At 56.5% G+C, this 697-nt stretch carries 1 protein-coding gene; it reads left to right on the top strand.

Features of this window, described 5'->3' with window-relative positions:
• Positions 1-191 precede the first annotated feature (191 nt).
• The coding region (locus tag HMPREF2920_RS09275) for a transposase (RefSeq protein WP_168163874.1) at positions 192-697 on the top strand (506 nt) is incomplete at its 3' end.

The raw sequence follows: 697 nt of genomic DNA, 5'->3' as shown, positions 1-697 counted from the left end.
AAAAGTGTGTCTGACTTTCAGCATTACTGCTGATTAGGCTGGGTAAATCGGGCGGATATAAGCATCAAGACCTTATATCCGCCCGATTAGTGTTCAATCCACCGGAATGGCACCCGCATGTGCTAATCGGGGGTTGGTGTGCTTTCCGGGTGAGTAAAAACAGACCACGATGCCCGATATGCGCTGGGCAAATGAAGAAAAACGGAACCACTTCTAAAGGCACAACCAGGTGGCGATGCAAGGACCCGAACTGCGGCAGTTCCACGACACGAACCCGCACCGACCGCACGCAGACCCGCGACTTTAAAGCCTTCGTCTCTTATGCCACCTCCACAGCAACGTTGTCTGAACTCGCCCAGCAACAAGGGGTAAGCCGTTGGACACTTGACCGCCGATTCAAACCGTTCTGGCTCATCGACATCCCCAACGACGGTGACCCACAGCGCATCTACGACCAGATCTTCATCGACGGTACCTACACCGCCGCCGGATGCTTGCTCGTCGCAGCCAGCCACGACCACGTCATCGCATGGCACTGGACCAAACACGAAACCGCCCACGCCTACACGCAGCTACTCCGCAAAATCGCTGAGCCGCTCTGCGTCGTCCTCGACGGCGGACAAGGCGCACTTACTGCGATTAAAGCCTGCTGGCCGAACGCGATAATCCAACGATGCCTCGTCCATGCGCAACGCGT

The sequence above is a fragment of the Corynebacterium sp. HMSC075F02 genome, from assembly GCF_001838335.1.
Lineage (GTDB): Bacteria > Actinomycetota > Actinomycetes > Mycobacteriales > Mycobacteriaceae > Corynebacterium > Corynebacterium jeikeium_D.
The sequence above is the reverse complement of the archived record's forward strand: the minus strand, read 5'-3'. Positions and strand labels throughout refer to the sequence as shown.